The sequence below is a fragment of the Salinibacter altiplanensis genome (assembly GCF_002894645.1).
Taxonomy (GTDB): domain Bacteria; phylum Bacteroidota; class Rhodothermia; order Rhodothermales; family Salinibacteraceae; genus Salinibacter; species Salinibacter altiplanensis.
Window position 1 is genome coordinate 1 of the sequence record NZ_NCQY01000009.1, and the last position, 16,687, is coordinate 16,687.

The 16,687-nt window shown below is 64.8% G+C and carries 16 protein-coding genes and 2 pseudogenes; 10 read left to right on the plus strand and 8 right to left on the minus strand.

Translation table 11 applies throughout. The features are described 5' to 3' along the window. Positions 1-213: 213 nt before the first annotated feature. From B7R93_RS03340 to B7R93_RS15165, 3 genes are all read left to right on the plus strand, one after another. A complete protein-coding gene (locus B7R93_RS03340; protein ID WP_262507547.1) occupies positions 214-516 on the plus strand; it encodes a DUF2306 domain-containing protein in 303 nt (100 codons plus the stop codon). Positions 517-960: 444 nt separating this feature from the next. Next, positions 961-1,509 carry a hypothetical protein gene (locus B7R93_RS03345; protein WP_103019432.1) on the plus strand — a complete coding sequence of 183 codons (549 nt, stop codon included), beginning with the start codon at positions 961-963 and terminating at the stop codon, positions 1,507-1,509. A 249-nt stretch (positions 1,510-1,758) separates the two neighbouring features. Next, positions 1,759-1,911, plus strand: coding sequence for a hypothetical protein (locus B7R93_RS15165; protein WP_157942182.1), 153 nt, complete (start codon positions 1,759-1,761; stop codon positions 1,909-1,911). A 69-nt stretch (positions 1,912-1,980) separates the two neighbouring features. On the opposite strand, the gene B7R93_RS03350 is transcribed toward B7R93_RS15165, so the two are convergent. From B7R93_RS03350 to B7R93_RS03365, 4 genes are all read right to left on the minus strand, one after another. Then, positions 1,981-4,560 carry an ATP-dependent helicase gene (locus B7R93_RS03350; protein ID WP_103019433.1) on the minus strand — a complete coding sequence of 860 codons (2,580 nt, stop codon included), beginning with the start codon at positions 4,558-4,560 and terminating at the stop codon, positions 1,981-1,983. A 201-nt stretch (positions 4,561-4,761) separates the two neighbouring features. Continuing rightward, positions 4,762-5,274, minus strand: coding sequence for a single-stranded DNA-binding protein (locus B7R93_RS03355; RefSeq protein WP_103019434.1), 513 nt, complete (start codon positions 5,272-5,274; stop codon positions 4,762-4,764). A 174-nt stretch (positions 5,275-5,448) separates the two neighbouring features. Beyond that, the gene (locus B7R93_RS03360) at positions 5,449-5,967 is read right to left on the minus strand and encodes a 3'-5' exonuclease (RefSeq protein WP_232797960.1); all 519 of its coding nucleotides are present in this window, start codon (positions 5,965-5,967) and stop codon (positions 5,449-5,451) included. A gap of 214 nt (positions 5,968-6,181) precedes the next feature. Next, positions 6,182-7,003, minus strand: a complete 822-nt coding sequence (locus B7R93_RS03365; RefSeq protein WP_103019436.1) for an uS10/mL48 family ribosomal protein — start codon at positions 7,001-7,003, stop codon at positions 6,182-6,184. A gap of 577 nt (positions 7,004-7,580) precedes the next feature. Between B7R93_RS03365 and B7R93_RS03370 the strand changes: the two genes are divergently transcribed. Next, entirely contained in the window at positions 7,581-8,054 is a 474-nt protein-coding gene (locus B7R93_RS03370; RefSeq protein ID WP_103019437.1) for a hypothetical protein, read from the plus strand. 146 nt (positions 8,055-8,200) lie between these two features. Beyond that, positions 8,201-8,399 (plus strand): annotated as a pseudogene (locus B7R93_RS16295) (alcohol dehydrogenase); the annotation flags it as partial. A gap of 11 nt (positions 8,400-8,410) precedes the next feature. On the opposite strand, the pseudogene B7R93_RS03380 reads toward B7R93_RS16295, so the two are convergent. Together B7R93_RS03380 and B7R93_RS03385 are read right to left on the minus strand one after the other, a co-directional pair. Then, positions 8,411-8,797 (minus strand): annotated as a pseudogene (locus B7R93_RS03380) (zinc-binding dehydrogenase); the annotation flags it as partial. 583 nt (positions 8,798-9,380) lie between these two features. Next, entirely contained in the window at positions 9,381-9,764 is a 384-nt protein-coding gene (locus B7R93_RS03385) for a hypothetical protein (protein ID WP_103019438.1), read from the minus strand. A 504-nt stretch (positions 9,765-10,268) separates the two neighbouring features. On the opposite strand from B7R93_RS03385, the gene B7R93_RS03390 reads away from it, so the two are divergent. Together B7R93_RS03390 and B7R93_RS03395 are read left to right on the plus strand one after the other, a co-directional pair. Further along, positions 10,269-10,652: a TIGR03643 family protein gene (locus B7R93_RS03390; protein WP_232797963.1), complete on the plus strand. Its 384-nt coding sequence runs from the start codon at positions 10,269-10,271 to the stop codon at positions 10,650-10,652. A 532-nt stretch (positions 10,653-11,184) separates the two neighbouring features. Next, positions 11,185-11,499 (plus strand): hypothetical protein, encoded by a 315-nt coding sequence (locus B7R93_RS03395; protein ID WP_103019439.1) that lies wholly within the window; start codon positions 11,185-11,187, stop codon positions 11,497-11,499. Between the two features lie 119 nt (positions 11,500-11,618). On the opposite strand, the gene B7R93_RS03400 is transcribed toward B7R93_RS03395, so the two are convergent. Both B7R93_RS03400 and B7R93_RS03405 read right to left on the minus strand, forming a co-directional pair. Next, positions 11,619-12,197, minus strand: a complete 579-nt coding sequence (locus B7R93_RS03400; RefSeq protein WP_232797965.1) for an NAD-binding protein — start codon at positions 12,195-12,197, stop codon at positions 11,619-11,621. Positions 12,198-12,328: 131 nt separating this feature from the next. Beyond that, positions 12,329-13,519 carry a carboxypeptidase-like regulatory domain-containing protein gene (locus B7R93_RS03405; protein WP_103019441.1) on the minus strand — a complete coding sequence of 397 codons (1,191 nt, stop codon included), beginning with the start codon at positions 13,517-13,519 and terminating at the stop codon, positions 12,329-12,331. Positions 13,520-14,141: 622 nt separating this feature from the next. Here B7R93_RS03405 and B7R93_RS03410 point away from each other — a divergent pair. From B7R93_RS03410 to B7R93_RS03420, 3 genes are all read left to right on the plus strand, one after another. Next, the gene (locus tag B7R93_RS03410; protein ID WP_103019442.1) at positions 14,142-15,554 is read left to right on the plus strand and encodes a carotenoid oxygenase family protein; all 1,413 of its coding nucleotides are present in this window, start codon (positions 14,142-14,144) and stop codon (positions 15,552-15,554) included. A 251-nt stretch (positions 15,555-15,805) separates the two neighbouring features. Then, positions 15,806-15,961 (plus strand): hypothetical protein, encoded by a 156-nt coding sequence (locus tag B7R93_RS15435; protein ID WP_198598569.1) that lies wholly within the window; start codon positions 15,806-15,808, stop codon positions 15,959-15,961. Positions 15,962-16,398: 437 nt separating this feature from the next. Continuing rightward, positions 16,399-16,683: a DUF427 domain-containing protein gene (locus tag B7R93_RS03420; RefSeq protein ID WP_103019443.1), complete on the plus strand. Its 285-nt coding sequence runs from the start codon at positions 16,399-16,401 to the stop codon at positions 16,681-16,683. Positions 16,684-16,687 lie beyond the last annotated feature (4 nt).

Sequence of the window (16,687 nt, forward strand, 5' to 3'; positions counted from 1 at the left end):
TTCGCTACACCTGACGAAAAGTAGATGCCGTTTTGCTTATCTCTGACGCGTGGAGTCCTTCCTGTGCCCTTCGCACTCGGGGTGCCCCCCTCTTTTCCCAGGTGAGCTTTCCGTTACCCCGCCCATTCTAGGAGTCGATTCTGACTTGGCTCGTCGCTCGTGTCTGCAGGTTCCAACTGTCTTGTCACGGTTCCATCCTACAGATCCTTCATTATGGATACGCTAACTCTCTTTCATACCGGTTGTGGAATGGCAGCTCTGCTTTCAGGCGGGACGGTTGTAGGGATGCGTAAAGGAACGAGGCGCCACCGATACGTGGGCTGGATTTACGTAGCGACCATGATCCTCTTGTGCGTGACCTCATTTTTTATATACGAACTGTTCGGCGGCTTCGGCCCGTTTCACGTGGCGGCGCTCATCAGTCTCGTCTCGGTTATCGGTGGCATCCTCGCTCCTCTTCTTCGAACCCAAATTGGAGAAGAGTGTATGAAGGCCCACTACCGGTTTATGCTCTGATCTTACGTGGGGCTGGTGATGGCAACCGGATCCCATTTTTTTGAACCTATAGGGTCGTTTTTCTACAACCACACGCCGTTAGTTCAGCTCAGCAGTCTTATGGCAACTATCCTCGTGTGTTGGGGGGCTCCCGCGGCCATCGGAGCCTATTTTATCTACAGCCGGAAGGAACAGATCAAAGCACGTGCCCAGTCGGTTCTGGAACGTGTAGAAGGCATGTAGGGGTAACACGTCGCTAGAGCTGAAAATGGGCCGGTGCCGCTATCGGGCGAGATCGGCCAAGTGGTTTCGACTTCGCCGATCGAGAGTGACGATATCAGAGAGTAGAGACTTCGGCCATCGACTCTGTTCTAACTTCTAACGAAGTGAGATCTATGTGGTGGTTTCTTGCCCATTTCAGCTGAGCTCCGTCGTTATGCGTATCGCACCCACACCTCTTCTATAATGACGATTCTTACTGCAGTCGGCGTCATTTCCGGGCTTGGAGCGTTGCTCGGATTCGGGCTCGGCTGGGTGGTGAAAAAACAACCGGAGACGCGCTTTGGCCTCTTCATTCTCCTGCTCAGTCTTACGTTTGCTCCATTCTACCAATCCTACCAAGTTCGTAGCCAACAGGTCAGGGGCTGGTACGAAGATGTTGAAGAGCGCCTCGGTGAAGAGGAGTTCGGTCAGTCGAAAGCTGCCTTGCAAACCTACCAGTGGACCTCTTTAGTAGGAGGCGTTGTGCTCTTCCTGATTGCTCTGAGCGCGACAAAAGTACATCCGATTCTGAGTGCGTGCCTGCCCGGGGTCGGCTTCGTATTCTACTTTCTCGCTTTACTACGTGGACTACAGGAAGATCTTCCGCGGGGCGTGACGCTCGACAATGTACCTGCGATCTGGCTGTTTGTCTGGTGTGCCGGAGTTCAAATTTTCCTGCTCGGATATGTGTGGAAGGGATGGGGTTACAAAGTGAATTGGGACGAGGCACGCATAACACGCCACTGTAGCTGACGAAGGGCCAGTGCCAATTTCAGGCCCTGAAGGTAGAGCAATTCGCCTTCGTTAATCTGAAGTAATCACACGATTGAATGGATACTTCGACACCCGTTTTGCTTTACCGCTGTGCTGAACACCGGACCGCTTCCCGGCCCTTCGCGAGCTGAGTGTGATCGATATGCGCACCCACCCTCGGCTGCTTTCGAATCGGTTTCTGGGACGATACCTCAACGTCTGTCCGTGGAGGGCCGAGCCAGCGCGGCGATGCCCTCGGCATCCGCCCAGCAGAGGGACCGCACAGCCCTGACGTTCGGCGGTGGGGGGCTCGTGCAGGCCACAGGCCCCCCCTGGACCTACGTGGCGGGATTTCTCCTCATGGTGACGGTTATCCTGGCCGGACTGCCCGTCGGCCTGTAGCGTCCCGACCGGCGCGCTGTCCTCAACGGGGACAGGAATCGGCCACGTCGAAGCAGCCCCAGGTCCCCTTCATTCCGCGACGGTGCCGCCCACGGCGTCGTCTTCCGGAACGCCCTGAGGGCTGCTATCGGGCGCGGTACTGTCGGGAGCATGGGCGGCATCGCCTGCGTCGGGGGCCAGCCCGAGGGCGTCCTCGACGACCGCCCGGCCCTCTTCGAACGCCGTCCGCAGCTGTTGAACGGTCGCCTCGTCCACCGGCGCCTCCGTGGAGGCACCCGCGTCTTGTTCGGCCGTCTGACCAGCGTGCCCGTTCGCCCCGGGAGCCTCCTCCCCCTCCGTCGGGATGGCGTCGGCGTCGTGCGCTTCGTCCTCGGGGGCGTCGGGGTGGCGAGCATACGCCGCACTCTCGGCGTCCGCCGTCTCCCGGAGCGCCTCTGCGCGGCCAAGGTGGTCGGTGAGGGCCTGTCGCTGCCCCTCGGTGGGGGTCCACCACGCCTCCAGATACCGGCGGAGACGCAGCTCCCCGGCCCCGATGCAGAGCCAGGCCACGTCCGCGGCGGTCCAGTCGTCGGCCGGCCGCTGGGTGGCCTGCCGCACCCGGTCGCACAGGACGAGGCGGTGCTCGGCGTCGGCCTCCGCCAGGAAGGGCGACGGCGGCTCGGTGCGGTCGTAGGACAGGTGCAGCTGCTCCTGCGCCCGCGTGAGGGCGACGTAGAAGAGGCGACGCTCCTCCTCTCGGCGGGCGGGCGGGGCGTCGTCCGAAGACGAATCCCCGGCATCAGCGCCGTCGGGGGCGCCGTCCACGCTGCCCGCGTCGGGACGAGAGGTTCTGCCATCGTCACGGGACGTCGGAATCGTCCCCTCGTTGCAGCCCGGCACAAACACGACGGGCCACTCCCGGCCCTTCGCCCGGTGGATGCTCCGGATCTCCAGCACGTCCGCCGAAGAGTCGCGCTCGGGGCGGTCGGCGGAGATCTCCTTGATCCGGCGCAGGACCGACGCGACGTCGGCGTGCCCCCGCGCGAAATCGATGAGCGATCGGGCCGTCTGAATGCGCCGGTCGGCCAGCTCCTCGAAGGCGCTGTAGCGCCGGAGGTAGTCTTCGTAGTCGAGGGCCTTGAGGAGCCAGTCGACGGTCCTGTGGGCGGGCTCGTCGAGGCGGTCCACGAGCTGGTCGGCCATGTCCAGGAAGCGCTCCACCCGCTCGGCGGTCCGGTCGTGCATCTGCCCCGTCGAGGCGGCCAAAAGATCTGTGATCGCCGTCTCTTGGCCCACCGCCTCCCGGCAGAGGCGCGTGATGAGGTCCGTACGGACGTACCGGTTCGGCTCCCGCATGAGCGTCTGGAACCGGTCGACGTAGCGCTGCGCGTTGCGCCGGTGGTCGAACCAGTCGTCGCGGGCCGTCGCCTCCAGGGTGCCCCAGAACAGGTGCCGGAGCAGCACCTGCACCGGGCGCCGCCGGTAGAACGGCACGTTGCCCACGATCCGGTAGGGCAGGTCGCGGTCGATGAAGACCTGCTCGAGGGACGGCGTCTGGGCGTACTGCCGGACGAGCACGACCATCTCGGGCAGGGTGCGGCCCGTGTCGAGCTGAGCCTCGACGGCGCCGGCCACGTGGGTCGCCTCGGCGTCGGCCCCGTCGGCAGCGTGGACCTGCGTGCTGCCGCCGAAGCCGCGGGTGAGGTTGAGGTGCTTCTCGCGCCGGCGGTCATTGTGGGCAATGACCGCGTTGGCGAGGACCGTGTGCGGGGCCTGCGACCGAAAGGTATCCCGGATGAGGTACTCGTCGGCGTCGTATGCCTCCCGAAAGTCCAGGATGAACGACGGGTCCGCCCCGCGCCACTCGTAGATGCACTGGTCGTCATCCCCCACGGCCATGTAGTTGCGGTGCGGCTCGGTGAGCACGTCAAGCATCTCGTACTGGACGCGACTGATGTCCTGAAACTCGTCGATCAGGACGTGCTCGTACGTCTGCTGCGCCCGGGCCCGCAGGTCGTCGAACCGGAGGAGCGCCTCCCACCCCTCCAGCAGCATGTCGTCGAACGTGACCCATCCCTCCCGCCGCCGCTCCTCCTCGTAGTACTGGTAGAGCGTGACGAAGTCCTCGTTGTCGTGCTCGGCCTGCCGGGCCTCCTCGCGCGCCGCCGGCGGAAGGGCTGCGTCTTCGAGGTCGGGGTAGCAGAGCTGCGCCTTCCACGCGCTGACCTGGTCCTCCAGCTCGCCACGGTCGATATCCAGCTCGTGGTCGTCGAGGTCCCGCTCGCGGGCGAGGTGCGTGAGGGCACGGCCGGCCAGGACCGGTCCCAGGCGGGAGGGGTTGAGGTCCTCGTCCCCGAGCCGGCGCGACCAGTGGTGCTCCGCCTCGGCCCATTTCAGAAACTGGCGGCCCAGCGAGTGAAGTGTGCGGCAGTTCGCACCCGGCAGCCCGAGCTCTGTCAGTCCCTCCTCCAGGTCCTGCGCCGTGGCGCGGCTGAACGAGCTGGCCAGGATGTCGGTCGGGGCCACGCCGCCATCCTCCACGAGGCGCGCGATGCGGTGGACCAGCGACGTCGTCTTCCCCGCCCCGGCCACCGCGAACACCAGCGCGGGCCCCTCGCCGTGGTGGACGATCCGGGTCTGCTCGTCGGTAAGGTGCTCGCGGGCAATCATGTGAAGTAGGGTGGGTTCAACGTGGCCGTTGGGAAACGTGGCCGTTGGGAAACGTGGCCGTTGGGAAACGTGGCCGTTGGGAGGAGACGGGGGCCCTACGACACGGACGGGGCCAGTGCACTCCCGGCGGAGGGCATGCGGGGACGCGGGGTCTTGCTCCGATGGCAACACCGACCCGAGCGGAGCGCGCCGACCGGCGCTTTAAAACGGGAGGTCATCGTCGGGCTCGAAGGTCTCTCCCCCACCGGGCTGGCCGTCTCCGCCGGACGGGCCCGACGGCCCTCCGCCGGAGGATCCGCCCTGGCCGCCGGATCGCCGCTGACTGGGCGCAGGACGCTGCCCCTGGGCCGACTGGCCGCCGCCCGGCACAGCCCCCTCCGGGCCTTCTCCAAGGAACGTCGCCTCCAGGGCCTTCACCTCCGTCGAGTAGCGGGTGTTGCCGTCTTGGTCTTCCCACTGATTGGTCTTGATCTTCCCCTCGAAGTACACCTGCGAGCCCCGCTCAAGATATTCGTTGCACACCTCTCCGAGACGGCCCCAGGCCACCACGTCGTGCCACTCGGTCTGCTGGACCTCCTCCCCATCGCTGTTGGTGTAGGACTCGTTCGTGGCAAGGCTCATGTTGCAGACGGCCGTCCCGCTGCCGGTGTACCGGAGCTCCGGATCGTCCCCGAGGTTGCCGATCAGGATCACTTTGTTTACGCTTCGCGCCATGGTTTTTGGGTACGGTTCTCAACAGCAGTAATGACGTCAAGAGTGAGAGGCAAAGGCCCTACACTCGCCCCGGCCCCCGGTGATGCACGCCCAGTGTGTGATCGTGTAAACAGTCGATGGCCCCCGGTACGAGCCTTGCCTGAGCTGTGCCCTCCATTCGGACACGGACAGCCCTCACCCGGACGCGGGACGACGGACACTCGTCCAGACGCGGCGCGCGAGTTTGGCGTCGTAGAGGGCGCGGTGGTGGTCTCCCTCCGTGGGGATCGCCACGCCCAGGCGCCGAGCCGCGTCGGTGAGGGCAACGCGTTCCGTGTCTCCGAGAACGTGGGTCGCCCGGGGTTGCACGTCTTTCCACGTGTCCTCTTGAATCCGACGACGAGTGGCGGGCCGGTCGGCCAGGGTGGCCGTCTGCAGAAGCATGCGACGGTCGTAGGTCGGCCCGAAGGTCCAGACACGGTCGGCGTCCCCGAACACTGCGTCCAGCCGGTCGGCGACCGTCGCAAACGGGGGCGCGTCTGCCAGCTCCTCGTCCGTGATGCCGTGCACCCGCCGGGCGCCACGGGTGACGGGCGCAAGGGGGGCCACGAGGGTGTGAATCAGCACCTCCCCCTGGGCCGCGACTACCCCCACCTCAATCACGGCGTCTTGAGGGCCCGAGCCGGTGGTCTCCGTGTCGAGAAAGACGTCCACTGCCGGATGAGTGAGTTGATCAAGGGTCTTTCGGACGGGGCGGTCACAGCACGCATCGTCTCTTGACTGTTTCCCAGACGGTTGTTCAGTGCGCTCTGAGGCGCTCACTGAACGGGCCCGATCCTTCCGCCGCCGGTGCCCGCCGGTGCTTCCTGTGCATCAACGCTCTGCGGGCGGGAAGGTGTTGGGGGGGCCGGGAATCGTTTCCCGACGGTCAACGCTTTGCCTGCCGGACGGTGACGTCTACGGCCTCCGGCAGCTGAACCTGTCCGAGCTGGGCGACCAGCTTGGGACTGGCCTGCCACATTTCGATTGCGCGGTGGTGCACGTGTTGGATAAACGGCTCTTCACTGCCTGGCTTGCTGGTTGCTCCCTCCTGGCGTTCGCCCGCAGGGGATTTCTCTCGGGCCGGCAAGGGAACCGCGACCGGCGTTCGGTGATGGTGCTCGGACACGAACTGGGTGATCTGATGGACCGCCCGGTCCACCATTTGGTGATCCGTGCTCGAAAGGCGAATTTGGAGCACCGGCGGGCTCTTGCGTCCCGTCGGGGGAATCGAATCGGGAATGGCGGAGGGCGCGAGGTTAATCAGGCGGCCCTCTCCCCGATACCCCCCGGCTCGAAGGTCGCTCTCGAGCTTCAGGAGGGCCCGGTCACGCTCGTCGCGCTGCTGGTGCCAGCAGTCGTGGGTGGGCCACGGCCAGCTCAAATCGTCGAAAAGCGTAAAGGCACCACCGCCCTCGGTGTGCAGGTACACCTCCTCCGAGCACCACCAGCAGTCGAGCCGACAGGTGAGGGCATGGTCCAGGCCCTGAAGGCTCCAGTCCTGGCTGATCGTGGGGATGGATCCACACTCGTGCGGACGGGCCGCTGAGGCCCCCTGTTCACCCGGCTCCAGGGAGCGCCAGGCCCCATCGTCGGACCGGGCCATCCGGACCAGCTGTCCGCACCGGCTGCACGTCTTGAGGTACGAGCCCCCCTCCGCGCCAGCGGACGTAGAGGCGTGTTCTGCGGCATGTGCGGGCGAATTGGTCATACAGGCAAGTTAATCTGTGGGGCAGGGCCCTGCGGGATGAACGTAGGCGCTTCCGCATCAGCTTTTCGGCGACTGGAAGCGACCGTGCGGGCTGGCTGCTGGTTAAGCGTAGAATGCCCAAACGGGCCTCGGTGGGCGAGGGTCTCCACACTGCAGGTCTGTTTTGGAGTTTTTCACGTACCCCGGACGATGGCGCCGGCACGCTCCACGGCCCCCGTTCGGGCCTCCCACGGGGCCGGGACGCACACCGGCCGGGGCAGACAACCGCAGACGGCCTCGGCGCTCGGCTCGGGGCCCAGCCGCAGCCGCGGTAGACGTCCACCGGGCCTGCAGGACAGGGAGCCCAACCGATCGGCACGATGATCGCTTGTTTGCACTGCAGGCCCGAGCATCCGCGTTGTAAACGCATTTAAAAATGCCTCGTCCTGTTCGATAACTCTACTGGAGGTGTATATCAAGACGGCTTCTTGTGTGCCCTTCGTCTCGGCGCCTTGCAGAGTGCATCTCGTTGTGTACGTTCTCGCATTGCGCCAAAGGACAAGCCCCGCATTGGTCAAACAGATCGCTCCGACCGGCTATGCCTTCGATCCGCGACAGCTCCCGGCTGTACTCGATGGAGGTGGACCCTGAAATCAGGGCCGCCCGGTTTCGGTGGAAAGGACAGCCCACGGGGGAAGAGTTCCGGTACGGGGCCAATCAGCTTCTTGAGTTTGTTCGTTCGAGGACCGTGACCGGACTGATCGTCGACACGAGGAAGATGACGGCCCACCAGCGCTCCAGCATGGAGTGGCTTGTCCGGTCGTGGATGCCAGACGTGGCGTCGGCCGGCATTGAGCACATCGCGGTCGTTCACGGGGACGACTTGATTGCGAGAACGGAGATGAGCGCCCTTGACGATCAGTTTCAGCGGGCCGAGTCTTTTCCGTTCTTCTTTGCCACCCATAGCCCAAGGGACGCTCAGGAATGGGTTGCGGAGAAGGACCAGAACACGCTCTCTTTCTCCCACCTCGCCCGGTACTTCTCCTCCCTGAAACTGTTTTCGTTTTCCTGAGGGGAGAGTCCGCTCTCGTCCGCATCATGGCGACCGCGCCCTCGCATGGGCGACGGGTTGTCTTCTGCCGTGGTCTCCTCGTTGTCATGAGCCCTCGTCTGCGACGACTTCGGCGTCCCCCTAACGCTCCGGGCAATTTCGCGCCCTGTGGCACGTGTGCCCAGTGCCGGGCCGGCCAGCACCAGGGGTGTCCGAATCAATTGTCAGCCCGGCTTCTCGGCCCCGGGGGCCTTTGCCGAGTTCGTGGGCGTCGATTACGCCGATGAAAACCGAATCCGCCTCCCCGAGTCGATCGACGCGGTCACCGGGGCAAGCCTGGGCTGCCGCTTCGCCACCGCCTTCCGGGAATCCACCCACAGCTCCACCATCACCGTGATCGACGCCCAGTCGTCCATCGCGGCGTAGCCGTCGGGCACCTCCTCCAGGCCGACGGTCGTGTCGAATACGGGGGAGGGGTCAAGCGTCCCGGCGAGGACGTCGTCCATCAGCTCGGGGATGTACGCCCGCACCGGCGCAATGCCACCTTGGAGCGTGATGTTCTCGCGGAAGAGGCGAAACATGTCCAGCCCCCCGTCTTCGGCCCCGAACAAGCTCCCCACGTACCCAACCGTCCCCCCTGGCCGACACACGCCGATTGCCGTCTCGATTGCGGAGGCCGCGCCGACACACTCCATGACGTGGCGCGCCCCGCCTCGGGTCTTCTCTCGCACCTCTTCGACGGCCTCCTCCCCGCGGCTGGAGACACCAGGGCAGGCCCGGATTGGCGATCGGCCTCCGACGAGCAAAAACTCGCGGCACGGCGCGGAAGCTTGATTTGCCAAGGTGCCGGGCGTCCGTCTCGGTTTTCCCCAGATGGTGACCGTCGCTGCGCGTGCCCCGCCCCCGGAGGCGGAACCTTCCGGCCTCTGAAGAACTGAGATGCCATCAGGGGCATGCCGAAGAGGGCCCCTGGCTACAGCGGTCAGGCCCGGGAGCGAGAAGGCAGTGTCACCGAGCACGTCTATTTCGCCCCCCGTGGTGCTCCAGCCTGTTCTCACCCAACGTTCTTCCAGGTACCATGCAGCGACTTATTCGACCGGAGCTTGCTCGCCACCTAAATGTCTCCCAGGCAGCAGTGACACGAGCAACGCGCCGGCGAGAAATGTGTGAGGGCTGCCCGGTGGCAGAGTGGGCACTTCGACGGGGTCGACAGGTGTTTTACGAGGTGCCCGATGAGGCAATCTCAAAAATCACAGAACCGGACACAGGGTACCTCAAGAGACAAAGTCGAGTTCTCAGGGTCCTGATGCGAGGAGGATGACCGAAACGGAAGCGCCGGCCGTCGGGCTACATGCCCCATCCTGGGCAAGAGGACCACTCCAAAATGCCCCTCCAGACCCAGCCGATCCGCCACACAACCTGCCAGACTTCTTCTGTCCCGGTCGGGCCAAGGACCCAGATTCCCCCGGCGACCATCACCAAGACCGCAGCGGTCTCGCCCCACGACGCCTGCACCCACAGGGCCACCAGCATGCCCACCCCGGCCCCCAGTGCTACGAACAACAGGCCGGCCTGGGTGGGATCCATCCCTGTTTGGATGCCCCCCCATCCAGCGCCGGGCTCCGGAAGCCGGGACTCGCCTTCCAGAAAAAGGCCCCCGAAGAACAGCAGAAGCAGGCTGATTAGACAAAAAATGGCGCCGTAGGTAAGCGCGCTACGGACGTAGTTCACGGCAAATGGAATCTGCTGGCACGAAGGGGCTGACGTTGAAGGCTCTCGTCACATGATCGTCGAGTCGTTCTGCCCCGCGGAGGGGAAGGCGCCGGAGCACTGTCTGCCCTCGTCTCCTGCCTACGCGTTTCAAGCACACGAACGGGCTTCGGGCTTTTTGCTTGGCGCCCGAGCAGGAACCGGTTCGGGACGACGCCGATCCGGAAAACAAATTGAGTCTTTCCCCAAGTTCGCATGTATGATGTCGGGCAGGTCTACCCATTCGGTCGGGAAAGCGCCCCGCGGAGCCCCGGTCCACGGTACAACCTTTCGACCTTGTTACTCGCAAATCCGGACCTCCGGCGAACCGGCTGCCGTCTCCCCCATGCTTGTACTGAGATCTCTTCCCGGTGAAAGGGCAGGAGGGGCTATCGTGCGCAGCGCCATCGCTGCAGGGCCATTGCCGTGTGCCGGGCCTCCGAGCCACTCCGCCGTTTGCACTCTGCTTCAGCCCCGCCGCACTCCATGGGTGTTCAAAGCGACCACGGCCTTTCCGACGAGGAGGTCTCCCACGTCATCGGGATGGCCTGGAAGGACGACGTGCCTTTCGAGGCGATCAAGGCGCGGTATGGCCTCGACGAAGAAGCGGTCATTGCGCTCATGCGCGACCGGCTGAAGCGATCGAGCTGGACGCTTTGGCGGGAACGGGTCAGTGGACGCCCGTCGAAGCACGCCTCCCGTCGTTCTCTGACCGACTCGGTCAGCAAGCGGCCCCCTGGCGCCCGTTCACTAGACTCCTTCGAGCAGGAGTCGTCCCGCTCGGGTTCACCGAGGCCTTCCTCTGTCCAGGACCGCCCGGGCGACCCAGGCGACGCCTCCGGACGCAGCGAAACGAACCCGGAGGAGTAGAGGCCGTGGAGCCGAGGTGTCGCTGGGCCCTCAGACGCTGTCCGGTGCACGTTCGGTGGCCCCGGCCAGAATTCTCGCGCTGCGATGCATCGCCACGACCCTCACTCAGGGCCCCCTGTGGGCACATGGAGGAGCGTACACTGGTGCCGTTTATGATGCCACGACGGTTCCAAGGACAGGCCTCGAACAGCAACACACCGCCCACCGAGCATGTCTAGCCCCCTATCGCGAGGGGTGCACGAGGGATCTCGACCGCAGCCCACGTGAGGGGGACGGCCGGCCCAGGAGAAATGAGGATCGGGGCGCAATCGAAAACGGCCCGCTTCGATGATTCGTCCACCTCACACGAGCAGACCGGCTCGTGTGAACAGACCGCCGGTCTGTTTTCGTTTGGAAACACACTCCGCAGACTGAGATGCATTGGTCTGCTTCTCTCTGCCTCAGCGGGATGTGCTCCCGACGGCCGGGTCCGCTCCCTGCTCCCTCAATGCTCGCCGTCGGGGCTCTCCCCCCCTCACAGATTCACAGGCCCATGGACGACACAGACGCTGTGCCTTCTCGCCCTGACCTTCGCGACCAGTTCGAGCGACTCTTCGGAAGCCGGACGCCTGACTTTGAGCAGCAGGCCGAGGAGCTGCAACGACTGCGCCGCAGGGTGGCCGAACGTCAGGGGGAGCAGTTTGCGACGGAATGGTACGAGGTGTACGGCCGTCCGGTCGAACTGGGCCGCCTCGCCCATGGGCAGTGGGCGCAGTTGGGGCCGAGAACCAAGCGGCACGTCGTGGACACGCTCCAACTGGCAGAGCCGATCGGGGACGAGATGAGCTACCTTCCTGCCTCAAACTAGCACACTCAGGCCCGCGACGCGCAGAGGCACGGACGCAAGAGTGTGTCACTCGGGACAGGAAACGACGGCTCTTGTCTGTGCCCAGGGATGTCTGCACACGGGGATCCATCAGGCCCTTCTTACAGATTGCCCCGGCGCTGGCCAACCAGACAGCGCTCCGCCCGATGAGCCACACCGGGCGCGGCCGCAGTCAAGTACTGGTGGCCCAGCACGAGTTCGGTGCCGGGCTGCGGCACCTCCTCGTTCGTGACCTCAAATGCAACGTGGCTCTGGTCTGGAAGCCCGGCGGTCGGCACCTCCGAACCGACCTGGACCTCGAGCACGTCGAGGTCGCTGGTCGCGTCCTCGAAGATGTGCGCACCGCCGGACAAGATCTGGTTGACCGCGGACGTTGCACCGGCCCGCTCCGGGTAAACGACCCGATCAAAAGACATGCCCTCCTCGTCGAGCTGGCCGGGCCGTTTGATCCGGGCGACCGTTCGGATGCTGTCCGTGAGGTGCGTGACGACCGCACAGATCGCGAAGTTTGTCGCTCCGGTCTCAGTCAGAGCAGCGAGGACATCGGCGTGCTCGGGATCGGCCTGCGCTGGAACGCCCGGATCCGTGGCGTCTTCGTCAATGACCGTCGCCCCCAGTGTCTGCCGGGCATCCTCGACAGCCTCAGGGTTCTTGTCGATGAGGTCCGCATCGTGGGACAAGAGCCATCCACACCGGTTCATCGTTCACAGCGCACGGGTCGCCCCGCACCGAAACACCCATCGCTTTCCATCTCGGGAAATCCCCATCTTGAGACATCCCCGACACGCCCACTGGACGCTCACATCGGGACCTACTGCGGACGGTACTCTTTCGGCACCTGGTCGGCCACCCGCTCGAACCCGAAGTGTCCCGACACCGTCACCCCGTACCGCTCTACGACTTCCCCTTTGTAGTCGACCGTGGCCGGGCCTCGTTCCAACCAAAACTGAGAGGTTTGGTAGCGGGGCGCCCGCCCGCTCCGACGCCCGGTGCGCTCCTCCTGCCAGTCCGAATAGGCCTCGCTTTGCTTCTCTCCGAGGTAGACGACCTCGGCCGCGCCCTGAAAGTCGAGGATGTGCTCGTCCGGCACGTCTCCATCGGTCATGATATCGCCCACCTCGATGGACATCCGTCCCCCGGACCCGCCCGAGAAGCCCGCCCCACCGCTGCCGGGCAGGCCCGACGATGAGCGTTCGGGAGGCCCGCCCGGTGCATCTTGGTGGTAGAACAGCTTGAAGCCCTGTCCCTCGACTCGATCCTCAATCATGGCGAGCATGAGATGATGGAAGGACCCAAAGAACGCCTCTCGACGGGCCTTCTCCCACTTCGCTTCTTGGGCCGGGCTGCCCTCCAGCTCTTCAAAGAACGGCTCTCCATCATACTGCGTCCGTCGCTGGGTAACCTTGAAGTCCTCCAGGTGATACTCGACCCGGTAGCCAAGGGCTCGATTCTCAATCACGATGGGCCGGGCCGCAAAGGCCTCCAGTGAGCCCAGTCCTCCGTCGAAGCTAAGGACCTCCCGGTTCAGAATGTCCGCCCGCTCGGCGTTCGGGGTTTCCCCAAGGAAGGCGGCCCGGAACCGCTCGAAGCGCCGCTGCCACTGCTCGTCGCGCTCGGCCTCGACGACGACGCCCTCCCCTTCGAGGACCGTCTCCTGCAGTGCAAACTCGAAGCGGTACGTCCTCGACTCACGCAGGTTGAGGCTCCGGGACTTCGCTTCGTACCCCACGAAGGAGACGTAGAGCTGCTGTGCCCCGAGCGGCACCCCCCGGAGACGAAAGCGCCCCTGGTCGCCGGTCGTCGTCCCTTGCATGCTCCCCGCAATGAAGACATTCGCGTCCGAGATGGGGTCACCGCTCGCCGAATCCACGACGGTGCCCACGAGGGTAGCCCGGCCGCGAGCGGGGTCGGACGGCTGGGCATGGGCCTCCTGCCCGGCGGCAAGCAGGGCAAGAAGGCAGAGGGGAAGGAGAAACCGGAAGACGCCTGGGCCACGACGCATGGGACGAAGGAGTGCGAAAATGTAGAGGGTGGACGAAAGAGGGCAGAGGGAGGGTGGGCCTTGCGCGAGCCTTGTGCGGGCCCAGAGTGCATGCGCACTCCGCCTGCACACTTGCTCTCCCCCTTGCGTGCGTGGCCGGAGCCACGGAGTTACAGCTCCTCCGAAGCACGAGGCTTGCCGGCCGGGCAGCGCAACTCGCCATCGCGAGGCAACCGCACAGGAGAGTGAACTCGCCCCCCTCCACAGCAGCGTTGCTTCGTGGATGCATTAGACGCTGTCTGCCCCCCCGGAAGTACTTGGTCGCTGCGCTCCCAGCGCAAGATGGCTTCTGCATTCGCCCGGTAGCTCCCCACGGGCATGACCTCGCTCCTGCTCGGCCCCCGCTACAGAGACTCATTACAGAGACTCATTTGAGCACCATTTTGCAGCTTCGCCCACTGTGTGTACTCGGCTGGGCCTCCTCAGTCGCTACGCTCGTGTCGGTTGAACATCAATCCACGAAACAGCTTCTGAAACATCAGAAGTGCGAATCGCCTTGGGCCACACACGTTTCATAGGAGCTCTTTGGGGTGTCCGACGCGGAAGCCCCAACGCCCCCCACACGAATCGCGCCGTTTTGCCAATGCCTGCCGACTACCGCCGCGGGTTTGAGGACCTCCGCCGGGAGATCCACAGACCAAGCCTTCCTACGACCGGGGACCTGCCCGAGTGGCTCACCGGAACCCTTCTCCGGAACGGACCGGCCCAGTTTGAGGTCGAGGGTCAGGAATACAACCACTGGTTTGACGGCCACGCGATGCTTCACGCGTTCAAGATCGGGAACGGGGACGTGGGGTACCGAAATCGCTTCCTCGAGTCGCAGAGTCGGGCCGAGGCGCTTGAGCAGGGCCGAATTGCGCGCTCGGAGTTTGCGACCGACCCCTGCATGTCGATTTTTGGGCGGGTGATGAGCCTGTTCCGGCCCGGCCATCCCAAGCCCACGGACAACGCCAGCATCAACGTGGCCCGGCTCGGTGACGCGCACGTGGCGCTTACGGCGACGCCCCTCCCCATTGCTTTCGACCCAGACACCCTCGCCACCGCCGGCGTGGTGGAGTACGAGGACGAGATTGGGGCCGACACCTCGACGGCCCACCCGTACGTGGAGCCCGGCTCTGGACGCACCCTCACACAGATGCTCTCCTTCGGGCGGCAGTCCCAGTACATTGTCGGGTACATCGACCCGGACGGACCCACCCGAGAGCCCATCGCCAGGCTCGACGTGGACAAGCCCAGCTACATGCACAGTTTCGGCATGACCGAGCGCCACGTGATCCTGTCTGAGTGGCCACTCGTCGTCGATCCGCTGAGCCTGCTGGCCCAAGGGAAGCCCTTCATTCAGAACTTCGAGTGGGCCCCTGAGCGGGGCGTTCGCTTCCACGTGCTGCGCAAGAGGGATGGGTCGGAGGTTGCAACGTGCAGGGCCGAGGCGGCCTTCGCCTTTCATCACGTAAATGCGTTTGAGCGGGACGGAGAGATCATCTGCGATGTGGTGGCGCACCCGGACGCATCGGTCATCGAGGACTACTTCCTCGATCGGTTGCGGGGCCCGGAGCCCACCTCCGGAACAGGACGCCTGCGCCGGTACCGTCTTCCCCTCGGGGGCGGACCGGCAGAATGTGAGCGGCTCAGCGGGACGCCCATCGAACTGCCCCGCATCCACGAGGCACAGGCCCGTGCCCGGCCGTACGGCTACGTCTACGGGATCGGCGAGCGTCACCACGGCCAGTTTGCCGATCAGCTCGTCAAGGTTGACGTGGAGACCGGAAGCGCTGACGTCTGGCGCGAGGACGGCACGTGTCCCGGGGAGCCGGTGTTTGTGCCGGCCCCCGACGCCACAAACGAGGACGAGGGCGTGGTGCTCTCGGTGGTGCTCGACCCCGAGGCGGACCGCTCGTTCCTACTCCTCCTCGACGCGGCGTCGTTCGCCGAACGGGCCCGGGCCGAGGTGCCTCACGCAATTCCCCACGGCTTCCACGGACAGTTTTTTGCGTAGCCGGTCCGCGAGGTACGGGCCGAAGCCACTCAGGGAGCGCCGCCGTCCAGGGACGGAACGCAGGCGGCTCGGGGGGCCGCGCCCCGAGGCATTTACACCGGTCGACTACGGCTTCTACCACACCGAGGCCCTGGTCGACGGAGAGGGCGGCGCGGTCCGTCTATGCGCGGCGCACAGGGGCAGACCTGACGGACGACCAGACGAACGCGATCTTTGAGGCGACCCTGCCGTGCTTCACACACGACCCGTCCATGGCGCCCCGGTACTACGAGCACCTGGAAGGCTGGATGGCACGTCGTGGCCTAATTGACGCCTGCCGCGGAGGCGAGGCCTACTGGGCAAAGGCCTTTGCACTGCCGGCCCCACAGCCCGCCCAGGCAGAGAAGACGACCGCAAAGTCTGAATAGGTTGAGCGCGTCTGCGACGAGGGGCGTATGGCGGCCGGTCGTCCGAGCGAGGGGAGGCTCTTGCCCCGAGCCCCACCGGGACCGGTGGAAATAGTGTGCCCTGCGTTCCGGTCCCGATTATTGCCGTACTTCCCGATGTCCTCTCTTCCACCACGGGCGCCGTACTGACTGAGCGGCTCGAAGGGGCGTTCTCCTCATTTTCACGCCCGTGGCCGTCGCCCGGCGGTATGGAAGAGTGTGGGGGGCTGCCCCTGTACGCCGCGCATGCTGCCACATCCTGCTTCATCGTGAGGGACGCCGGGAATACTGCAACGACTTCGACACGGTATGGCACCTGACGGCTGCAGGTCCGTAACGGATTGCCAGGGTCTTTCACTCCCAATACGGCAAAATCGCTTCCTCCTTTTCGTGTCTTCTCTCACAACCCACCGACTCTCATGAAAGCCATTTGGAACGACACCGTTCTCGCCGAGAGCGACGACACTGTGACCGTTGAGGGCAACCACTACTTCCCGCCCGAATCGCTGAACGAGAACTATTTCCGGAAAAGCGAGCACCGCACCACCTGTCCCTGGAAGGGCAAGGCCCACTACTACGACCTGGTAGACAACGGCGACCGCGCAGAGGATTCCGCCTGGTACTACCCGGATCCCTCCGACGAGGCGTCCGAGCTTAAGGACCACGTCGCCTTCTACGCCAGTCAGGTGGAGGTGACGGAGTAGAAGG

Bases quoted from the DNA above. Each gene is read 5' to 3' on its own strand.
- B7R93_RS03340 (WP_262507547.1), top strand. From the start codon at position 214: ATGGATACGCTAACTCTCTTTCATACCGGTTGTGGAATGGCAGCTCTG.
- B7R93_RS03345 (WP_103019432.1), top strand. From the start codon at position 961: ATGACGATTCTTACTGCAGTCGGCGTCATTTCCGGGCTTGGAGCGTTG.
- B7R93_RS15165 (WP_157942182.1), top strand. From the start codon at position 1,759: ATGCCCTCGGCATCCGCCCAGCAGAGGGACCGCACAGCCCTGACGTTC.
- B7R93_RS03350 (WP_103019433.1), bottom strand. From the start codon at position 4,560: ATGATTGCCCGCGAGCACCTTACCGACGAGCAGACCCGGATCGTCCAC.
- B7R93_RS03355 (WP_103019434.1), bottom strand. From the start codon at position 5,274: ATGGCGCGAAGCGTAAACAAAGTGATCCTGATCGGCAACCTCGGGGAC.
- B7R93_RS03365 (WP_103019436.1), bottom strand. From the start codon at position 7,003: ATGACCAATTCGCCCGCACATGCCGCAGAACACGCCTCTACGTCCGCT.
- B7R93_RS03370 (WP_103019437.1), top strand. From the start codon at position 7,581: ATGCCTTCGATCCGCGACAGCTCCCGGCTGTACTCGATGGAGGTGGAC.
- B7R93_RS03390 (WP_232797963.1), top strand. From the start codon at position 10,269: ATGGGTGTTCAAAGCGACCACGGCCTTTCCGACGAGGAGGTCTCCCAC.
- B7R93_RS03395 (WP_103019439.1), top strand. From the start codon at position 11,185: ATGGACGACACAGACGCTGTGCCTTCTCGCCCTGACCTTCGCGACCAG.
- B7R93_RS03405 (WP_103019441.1), bottom strand. From the start codon at position 13,519: ATGCGTCGTGGCCCAGGCGTCTTCCGGTTTCTCCTTCCCCTCTGCCTT.
- B7R93_RS03410 (WP_103019442.1), top strand. From the start codon at position 14,142: ATGCCTGCCGACTACCGCCGCGGGTTTGAGGACCTCCGCCGGGAGATC.
- B7R93_RS15435 (WP_198598569.1), top strand. From the start codon at position 15,806: ATGGCGCCCCGGTACTACGAGCACCTGGAAGGCTGGATGGCACGTCGT.
- B7R93_RS03420 (WP_103019443.1), top strand. From the start codon at position 16,399: ATGAAAGCCATTTGGAACGACACCGTTCTCGCCGAGAGCGACGACACT.